This is a genomic window from Paenibacillus forsythiae T98 (genome assembly GCF_000520735.1).
Classification (GTDB): domain Bacteria; phylum Bacillota; class Bacilli; order Paenibacillales; family Paenibacillaceae; genus Paenibacillus_AQ; species Paenibacillus_AQ forsythiae.
On the sequence record NZ_ASSC01000511.1, the window covers coordinates 1 to 464 of the forward strand.

General features: G+C 62.5%; 1 protein-coding gene. It reads right to left on the reverse strand.

Features of this window, described 5'->3' with window-relative positions; genetic code table 11:
* On the reverse strand, positions 1-464 hold a 464-nt coding region (locus L692_RS29055; RefSeq protein WP_036724001.1), incomplete at both ends, for an S-layer homology domain-containing protein.

Below are 464 nucleotides of genomic sequence, written 5' to 3' on the forward strand. Positions count from 1 at the left end.
TGGCCTTCATCACATATCCATAATACCATGAATTGGACTTTACGTCGTCGAAGCCGGTAACCGCCGGGGCTGCGCCAGGCGCATTGCTGGTCAATCTGACGAGCAGAGCCGCAAGCTCCGCCCGGGTAATCGCTGCTTTCGGCTCGAACGCCGCCTTCGCGCCGCCCGTGCCTTCCATCCACTTCTTGTCATAGGCTGCATGCACCGAAGGCAGCGCCCATGCCGAAATTTGCTCCTCGTCGGCGAATACGATACCGGCTGCCGCCGGGGCCTGGACCGGGCTGTACAGCGTTCCTTTACCGTTCAGGTAAAGCTCGTATGCCGTCAGCGCCAGCAACGCCTGCTCGGTCGCCAGGCCGCTGCTGCCAGCATCCGCCGCCGTATGCGCATAGCCGCCGTCGCTGCGCTTGAAGGTCGCCAGATTGCCCAGCAGGCTTCCCTTCGCCTTGACAAACCGAGCATCC